Origin of the sequence: Leucobacter sp. G161 (assembly GCF_001482305.1) — a bacterium.
In the GTDB taxonomy this organism is placed as follows: domain Bacteria; phylum Actinomycetota; class Actinomycetes; order Actinomycetales; family Microbacteriaceae; genus Leucobacter.
The window spans coordinates 1-7,935 of the sequence record NZ_LOHP01000076.1 but is presented as its reverse complement, the minus strand read 5'-3'; the positions used below and the strand labels follow the sequence as shown (position 1 = coordinate 7,935).

The 7,935-nt window shown below is 55.7% G+C and carries 7 protein-coding genes and 1 pseudogene; 6 read left to right on the top strand and 2 right to left on the bottom strand.

What is annotated here, in order from left to right; translation table 11 throughout:
- Both AUL38_RS16925 and AUL38_RS13085 read right to left on the bottom strand, forming a co-directional pair.
- Window positions 1-221: pseudogene (locus AUL38_RS16925) on the bottom strand (tyrosine-type recombinase/integrase); the annotation flags it as partial.
- 71 nt (window positions 222-292) lie between these two features.
- Complete coding sequence (locus tag AUL38_RS13085) at window positions 293-2,122, bottom strand: ABC transporter ATP-binding protein (RefSeq protein ID WP_083506873.1); 1,830 nt, start codon at window positions 2,120-2,122, stop codon at window positions 293-295.
- 249 nt (window positions 2,123-2,371) lie between these two features.
- On the opposite strand from AUL38_RS13085, the gene AUL38_RS17155 reads away from it, so the two are divergent.
- The 6 genes from AUL38_RS17155 (at window position 2,372) to AUL38_RS13070 (ending at window position 6,776) form a co-directional block, all read left to right on the top strand.
- Window positions 2,372-2,500 carry a lasso RiPP family leader peptide-containing protein gene (locus AUL38_RS17155; RefSeq protein WP_153006594.1) on the top strand — a complete coding sequence of 43 codons (129 nt, stop codon included), beginning with the start codon at window positions 2,372-2,374 and terminating at the stop codon, window positions 2,498-2,500.
- Window positions 2,501-2,649: 149 nt separating this feature from the next.
- Window positions 2,650-4,512: an asparagine synthase-related protein gene (locus AUL38_RS13075; protein ID WP_083506872.1), complete on the top strand. Its 1,863-nt coding sequence runs from the start codon at window positions 2,650-2,652 to the stop codon at window positions 4,510-4,512.
- Window positions 4,509-4,763 (top strand): PqqD family protein, encoded by a 255-nt coding sequence (locus tag AUL38_RS16920; protein ID WP_083506871.1) that lies wholly within the window; start codon window positions 4,509-4,511, stop codon window positions 4,761-4,763. Before AUL38_RS13075 ends, AUL38_RS16920 begins: the two co-directional genes overlap by 4 nt.
- The gene (locus tag AUL38_RS17990) at window positions 4,760-5,179 is read left to right on the top strand and encodes a lasso peptide biosynthesis B2 protein (RefSeq protein WP_083506870.1); all 420 of its coding nucleotides are present in this window, start codon (window positions 4,760-4,762) and stop codon (window positions 5,177-5,179) included. The genes AUL38_RS16920 and AUL38_RS17990 overlap by 4 nt, the downstream gene beginning before the upstream one ends.
- Window positions 5,180-5,242: 63 nt before the next feature.
- Window positions 5,243-5,962 carry an ATP-binding cassette domain-containing protein gene (locus tag AUL38_RS16910; protein WP_083506869.1) on the top strand — a complete coding sequence of 240 codons (720 nt, stop codon included), beginning with the start codon at window positions 5,243-5,245 and terminating at the stop codon, window positions 5,960-5,962.
- Window positions 5,963-6,002: 40 nt separating this feature from the next.
- Window positions 6,003-6,776 carry an ABC transporter permease gene (locus AUL38_RS13070; RefSeq protein WP_059062823.1) on the top strand — a complete coding sequence of 258 codons (774 nt, stop codon included), beginning with the start codon at window positions 6,003-6,005 and terminating at the stop codon, window positions 6,774-6,776.
- Window positions 6,777-7,935: the final 1,159 nt, after the last annotated feature.

The following is a 7,935-nucleotide window of genomic DNA, read 5'->3' as shown; positions in this document are numbered from 1 at the left end:
ACGTGCGTGTATACCTGGGTGCTGGACAGGCTTGAGTGTCCCAGCATTTCCTGCACCACGCGGAGATCGGCACCGCCGTCAAGTAGGTGCGTCGCAGCAGTGTGCCGAAACGTGTGCGGCCCGCTCGGCCCGCCACCAGGTTCGCGTTCGAGTTCGCGCGAGACAAGTCGGTAGACGGCACCGGTGCCCAGCGGGGCGCCGCCACGGTTGCCAATAAACAGCGGACCGGAGCAAGACGGTTTGCACTCACCCATCGACTGGCCTCTTGCCTGGGCCCCATCACCCGGTCGATCTAGGCCAACAATTGATAGGAAGCCAGCTCTCGGTACAGGTCATTGTTTCGCAAGAGATGCTGGTGGGTTCCGCGTGCCACAATCCTTCCCGAATCTACAACGAAAATTATGTCCGAGTTGGTGACTGTGGAGAGCCTGTGGGCTACGACGACTAATGTCTTCTCCGCGCCCAGGAGATCAATAGAGTCTCGAAGGAACTGCTCGTTCCTCCCATCCAAGTTGGCAGTGGACTCGTCTAGCAAGATGATAGGTCGATCAGCAAGGAGCGCCCGGGCCACGGCGAGTCTCTGCCGCTCGCCGCCGGAAAGGCTGACGCCATCATCGCCAATTTCCAGATCGAGGCCCGAGCCGGATCTGTCTACAAGCGGTTTGAGGTTTACCGCTTCGAGTGCCTTTAAACAGGCCTCATCCGAAGCCTCAGGCGTAAAGATCGTTAGATTCTCACGAAGCGTTCCTGAGAAAAGGTGAACGTCTTGCTCGACGTAGGAGATGTACTGACGGACGTGGACGCGAGAAACGGAAGTGTGATCCGTTCCAAAATACGTAATTTCTCCTGCGGTGGGTTCATACAACCTCACGATTAGTTGCAATATTGTACTTTTTCCTGCGCCTGAAGGGCCCACGAAAGCGACACGCGAACCGGTCGGAACGATAAATGAGATTGAATCGATCTGGTTGCCGGAGAAGCCTTGGGGAGACTCTGCATCGGTTGCTCTCTGGACGTACTGAAAAGAAACCTTATGAAACTCGATGGCGTTCTCTGGCCCTTCTGGCGCAGCACTCTGCGGACAGTTTTTTTGTCTATCGTTCGCAGCCTCGTAGCTGCTGGCTAAATCGGGCTCGGAGCGGAGCTCAGTAATCGCACGAATGCGACCGTAGGATCCGAGAGCGCGGTTTAAAGAACTTATCGCCTCAAATATCTGACTCAACGGTGAAACCAACATGAACAAAAACAAAAGAAAAGTCGTAAAGCCCGCTAGCGTAAGCGATTGATTGGCTACTCGAAGACCGCCGAGACCTAGGGTTGCGATGAATGCCACCTGGGTGGCGATTATTGATACGGGCGCGATGTATGTGGAGACCCGTGCTAAATGGATGCCGGCCGACCAAGCAGCGTCTGCAATGAGAAAGAGCTTGCTCTCAATCTGGGCCGTAGCATTCCCAGCGCGAAGTACTCTAATTCCGCGAAGTGCCTGATCTGCCGTGTCCGTAAGCTGCCCAGTTGTGTGCTGGACCTCGGACGAAGCCGATCTAATGAGCCTTCCAAGTGCCACGACCAAGCTTAACGACGCCAGGACAGTTACTGCAGCTACCAGAAATAGAACTGGGTCGACGATGAGCATGCCGACGGTGGCGCCCGCGATGGTCAGCACACCGCTGAATAGTGCGTGTAGGCAGCGAAAAAATGAGTCGCGCAACATTGAGGTGTCGTTGCCGACTCTTGACAGAAGGTCCCCTAGCGGTCGCGTGTCATACTCCGCGATGGGGAGTCTGATGATTTTATGCAGAAGTCGATGCCGAGTTTCTCGAACTGCTGACTCGCTGACTCGCTGAAGAACGTACTGCTGCAGCGCAGACGTCAACCCCGAGGCGAGCATGAGTCCGATCAGGAAGAGGGGGAGAAAGCCTAGGGGGTTGCCTTCTTCAACCAGAGTGACAATCTGGCCCACTAATCCAGGTTGCGCGAGGGCGAGTCCGGCTCCGAACAATCCGAGAGCGATGCCTAGAATCAGTGGTCGCCGTTGCCGAGCTAGGGGCTGTAACAGTCCACGTAGCTCGGTCGCGTTTCTCTCTGGATCTTCCTTGGCTTTGCGGGCTGAGGGATTCACTGCTGGCGCACCTCCGTCGTGCGGGCCTGACTCGAGCGCCGCACCAGTGGGAAGTGTGCGCTTATCGGCTGAAATACAGCCTCCATATTAACGCAATGCCTACAGATGTATTAAATAAATTGATTTATTTATTATCGATTGTCGAATTTCTTGCCAACAAGCGCGGCTCGTGTAAAACTGACGATTGGAGCAAGGGCTCCACCCAAGGAGACCCCTCCTTGGGGTCGTAGTCACTCATTGGAGAGAAAAATGATTAAGTCTCAGTACATCGCCCCAGTGGTGGAAGAAGTAGGAACCTTTCATGAGGCCACGAACGGTCAGTTCAACAAGAGGTACCTCGACATCTTCTTCATGACCACGCCTTACACCTGGGGCTGAGGTAGCGCTCGGGTAAGCCTTCGATGACTCCTGCTCGGGCGGTGCTTTACCCTGGGTGCCCGGGCAGGAGCTATTTAATGAGGCTTGAATAATCGCGCATAAGAGACCGATCTTTGTTGATAGTTCGTAGAGAGGCACCAAGAGTGGCCATGAGCTTTTTCGTCTTGCCCGACCAGCAAATAGATCCCCGCTTAGTTGATGAACTGATTGCTCTTGTGGGCCCCGACGTAGTGACCCACTCTTCTGGAAGCCCCTGGATTATTGGAGTTGGACCTGAGGAGAGTGTCCTTGTCCATGGAGATCGAGGCACGCGCATTGTGCTGATTGGAGGCTCCGGTGCTGTAAAGGCACTCGGGGAGAGGTTCCCGCTGGGTTTTCCAACCGGGCAGAGCGGCTTGAATCTCCGAGAGCTTCCTGACCAGTTCCATGTGCTTTCCTCCGCTGAAGGGGTGACTACGTGTCGAGGAACCTTGTCGGGCAGCAAGACCATTTTCTGGACGGGGGCCGTCCGTGAACGCCCTGCGATCGCGACGGATTCGATTGCGTTGCTTCAAAAGGTCATTAAGGCCCCAGTTGACAAAACATCGCTGGCAACCAGGCTTGTTCAGCATCTTCTTCCCGCTGATCCGACGCTGTTTAGGACCGTGTGGGAAGGCGCTGAAATGCTTAGGCTCGGCTGCGAACTGCGCATGGAACGCAATGGACTCGCTTGGCAGAAACAAACTTGGAGAGCCGAGACGGGCACCCGAAGCATCACCGAAGCCAGCGGTGACCTGCGTGAAACATTAGACCGCGTATTGAGCCGCACGATCGAGGGGGCCATCAGAATTTCCGCGGATATCTCTGGGGGGCTGGACTCCACTAGCCTCGCGTACCTTCTCACCGGCCAGGGGAAGAGATACTTGGCCGTAAGAACCGACTCGGTGAATTCTGTGAATGATGAAGGGGAATGGGCTCGGAAGGCGGCCCAAGAGCTAGGGGTGGAGCTCAGCGAGGTGGGGCGTCTGGCGGACACCAGTAGTGCGTTCAGTCTTGATCGGTCCGGAAAATTGGAAATGCTTGCAGAAGGGCCGTTCTTCTGGGAGGGTACCAAGGGGCACTTGGAATCCATTCTTCCGCGTCTGATCGCTTACGGTTCAACAGTTCATATCACTGGTTTGGGTGGGGATGAGCTTTTTGACAGCCATCTATCGGGGATGCTCTCCACGATTTGGCGGCAGTACGGAACGAGTGCCTGGCCCAGCGTTCGGGCTGCTCAACTGCATGATCGGATTCCATTCCGGGAGGTACTCAGGTCCCTGAGGCGACCGAAGCCATTCGTCGACGAGCTTCGCGTCGTCGCGCAGCTAGTACGAGGCGAAGCGGCTCGTGAGGTTCGGGACCGCATGGTTTGGCACCCGTTTGCGAACCTGCCTACTTGGCTCAGCGAGGAAGCGCGAGAGCTCATTGCGACTCAGTTAGAGCGGTCGGCAGAGATGGGACTTGAACCTCTTGGACATAACCCAGCTGCGCACCAGGTGGCACAGTCCATCGCGTACGAGGGGGTCATTCTTCGCCAAGTAAACGAATACTACGCGCAGACTGGCATCAGATGGGAAGCGCCATTTGCCGATAAATCAGTTGTGGAGATTGCCCTTTCCGTTGACCTTAGAGAGCGTATAAAGCCCGGCACTTTCAAGCCACTGCTTGCTACTACCATGCAGCCGACTATGCCTCTGGAATTTTTCCAACGAGAGCTCAAGGGGGACTATTCGAGTGATATATACGCGGAGTATGCACGCAAGCGCACACAGCTCCTCGAATTCTTTGACGCGCCACTCGTCCACGAGATTGGGTTGGTGGATGTGAACCTCCTCCGGGCGGACCTGGATTCACCTTCGGCGTTGGACCCGGCTTTGATGGCTATTCACAATGTCACCACAACAGAGCGTTGGCTCCGCGGGCTCAGCGAAGCACAATCTGGCGAAGAAAAACAAGTTGGACCACCACACCATAGGGAGCCAAAACTATGAAATTGAGGAAAGGTGTTATTGCTAAAGAACGGGAGGGAGATTTAATCCTTCTTGGAACGGGACGAGCTGCAAAATTCTGGAGACTCAACGGAACTGCAAAGACAATGATCCTTCAGCTCCTTGAAGGGTCTACCGTTACGGAAGTAGCCGACCGGATTGCTGCTGATAATTCGACTGACCCAAGTGTTGTCGAAACTGACATCGAGAAACTGATCGCGGCACTTATGAATGCGGGGCTTGTAAAGCCATGATCCACCACAAAGGAGAAGCTGGTGAACCTGACTGGGGGCGGTTACGTATCATGATTGTGGTTGGTGTTTCTAGAATAATTGCCCTTTTACCACCTGTGCAACTCGCCCGATTCATGAAGCAAGTGTCCCGAAATTCGGCCCCAGCAGATGTTTCAACTGCTCTATTGGCCCGTCAAGAGTTATGCCTTCGGAGTAAGCGGTGCGCCTCGCCGGCAGGGTGCCTCCAGCGCTCGGTGGCAGTTGTGCTGCTGTGCAAGAGTGTCGGTGTTGTCCCCAGCTGGTTCACTGGTTTCGTGTCCAAACCCTTTCACGCGCATGCGTGGGTTGAAGCTGAGGGAAAACCCGTTGGCGAAAGGTCGGGGGTTACCGCATTTACAAAAATCCATGAGGCTCATGCTGGTCGCGTTAGGTCGTGAAGATGACACGTCCTTTAATGAGGCCTGTAAAGCTCCTTATCTCTATGCAAATGTAGGTACCGAGTGATCAGTGTTAACGGCGTGCATAAGAGAATTTCCGGATCAAACGTTCTTTCCGGAGTGTCTTTCGCGGCAGAGTCTGGACAGATTACGGTCCTACTTGGCCCCAACGGTGCAGGAAAGTCCACGGCTCTGAGGATCTTGACTGGCCTCGAACGCGCTGACCGGGGTTCGGCCCTGTTCGGAGGTGTTCCGTACAGAGAGCTTCTCGACCCACTCAGACGTGTGGGAACTAGCTTTGGTGGCAGCGGCGCTCATCCGTCTCGGACTGGGCGGGGTCATCTGACCTGGATGGCAATCAGCAACGGGATCCCCAGGGCACGCATCGATGAGGTGCTTGAGATGCTTGACCTCGGGGAATCAGCAAGGAAGCAGACAGGAGACTATTCTCTCGGAATCGCTCAACGCCTCGGTTTGGCTGCGGCTCTACTCGGCAGTCCCGACTATCTGGTGCTAGACGAGCCTGCAAACGGATTGGATGCAGAAGGTAGTGAGTGGATTTTCTCGTTCGTAGCGAGGTTTGCGCAATCAGGCGGAACTGTTCTTCTGTCGAGTCATTTGATGCGAGAAACCGAATCGCTCGCACAGAGAATAGTGATCATGGCCCAAGGCAGAGTCATTCAGAGTGGAAGTGTCCTCGAGATAAAAGGAGGACACTCCACTTTAGAGGCAGCCTATCTTTCCGCTATCAAGAGCGACAGAAGCCGGCCGGGCCTTGGTTAGTCGCTTCGTTCGAGTCCTCCAAGCAGAAACGTACAAGCTGATGACTCAGCCCGGTGCTCAAGGAGCAGGGATCCTCGCCGTTGTGCTCACTCTGGGCTTCGCGCTTTTTGACACTACTAACCTTGTGCGAGCCATCGAGACAGGCGATCTCAATGGCCGACTGGATCTGAGTACAAACGAAGCTGGTCTTTCTATGGTGGTTCAAGGAGGGTTCGGGGCGGCGGTACTCGGCATCGTTGTAATCACGAGTGAGTACAGCGCTCAAGCCAGAGAAATCGGAGGGGGGATGCAACTTTTCTCTTCGTTAGCCGCGGTATCTCAGCGCTGGATGATCTTCACTTCGAAAGCTCTCGTCCTCGGTGTGACAGTGAGCCTCCTTGCCGCCATCACCGTTCCTCTAGTGCTTATCAGCTCGCAGGTGATGCTCGGCGAACATGGAGAAGTTTCGGTATCAGCCGTGACGGACTTGGGCTGGAGATTCTGGGGCGCAGTTGGTAATTGGACCTTCACAGCGTTGCTGGCGATGAGTCTCGCAACGTTCTTTCAAAACGCGCTGGTTCCGATTCTCCTCGTCGGCGTGAGCGTCGGTGCTGTTTCTTTCGGAGGAGTGGCCACCCTCACCTTTGACGGGGCGTGGCTCCTTCCGGATGTGGCAAGCGTTCTTATGTTCGCTGATTACTCATTCCTCTACCCTGGCGCGGAACCGACAATTTCGCCCGGCGAAGCTGCATGGGTGATGGTGGGGTGGGTTTTCCTATTATTGCTTGCCGCGCTTCTGCGGTTTACTCGGAACCCGATGCCGCGTGACCGCTAAGAGGAGCAAATGGGAGCGTTTCTCGTCGCAAGTGTGTGCGAGTGCGTTTCGTATGTTTTCCCTGCGTGGCACACTACTCGTATTCGGTTTGGCAGTCTTATGCGCCTTGGGTGCCTCCTTGGCCTTGTCGCTGCGACCAGCGTGGATGCACTTGGGGGAGGCACCGAACTCAACGCAGCGCCTCCAGCTTCAGGTCGTCGCGGTGCTTCAGCTCGGGTTTTATTACCTATCCGCAGTTCTTGTCGCAGAGAGTACCCATCAACGCACTCAGGCCCCGTTCTTGCTTGCCGTCCCGCAGGTTACGGCGCGGATTGCATCAACGGTGCTTGGCACGCTTGCTATGACCGTCCCACTGTCGGGCCTTTGCGCTGTCATTCTTCACTGGAAGGTCGAGAGTTTAGGTGGTGGGACGCGTGAATACACCATGTTGGTTCTCGGCACCGCGCTCTACTTCACGCTGAGTTCGACACTTGGTTCGGTAGTGACGTACGTCACCCGAAGTACACCGATTACTCTCGGTTTTTTAGTCGGTCTACGCTTGGCTGAGTCGGTGGTGGAACTCGCCGGAGGGTCTGCTTGGTGGTTTCCGGCGGCTCTCAGCGGACTGTTTCTTTCCTCATCCCCGGCAAACTGGTTCCGCGGGATTCTGGCTATGGTCTGTTGGCTGGCTGCAGTGAGTGCAACGTGCGTTTTGGTAAGCCTGGTCGGAGCGTCCAGAAACAGAGCAGGTGATGGTGATGGAAAATGTCGGGCGAGTGCTTCGATACGCTGACCGACGTCACTGAGAGTCAAGGAAGGCGCCCGAAGGCCCGCAGCAATACCGAGACTCCGCCCGAGGCGGTTGGTCAAACTCTTGCAGCTGAGTGTTCGCCGGTCTCAACGTGTCATGACTGGAAAACTGAGAAAGGCACCGACGTTCTAGCTTTCTCCCGAAGGCAGTCGAACAACGCGCGTTTGGCAGCTGAGGGAACTCTGCGGAGGCCCGGGACTGGCCGACAGCTTGATACTGGGAGTCCCGATGGGAATCTTGTGGGGTATCCGCGCGATCGGTTCACATTAAGCACGTGAAGCTGAAGCATTACGCGCGCGGGTGTGCCTGCCGATACGTCGCAGCGAGCCGCTCCATCGAGACGTGCGTGTATACCTGGGTGCTGGACAG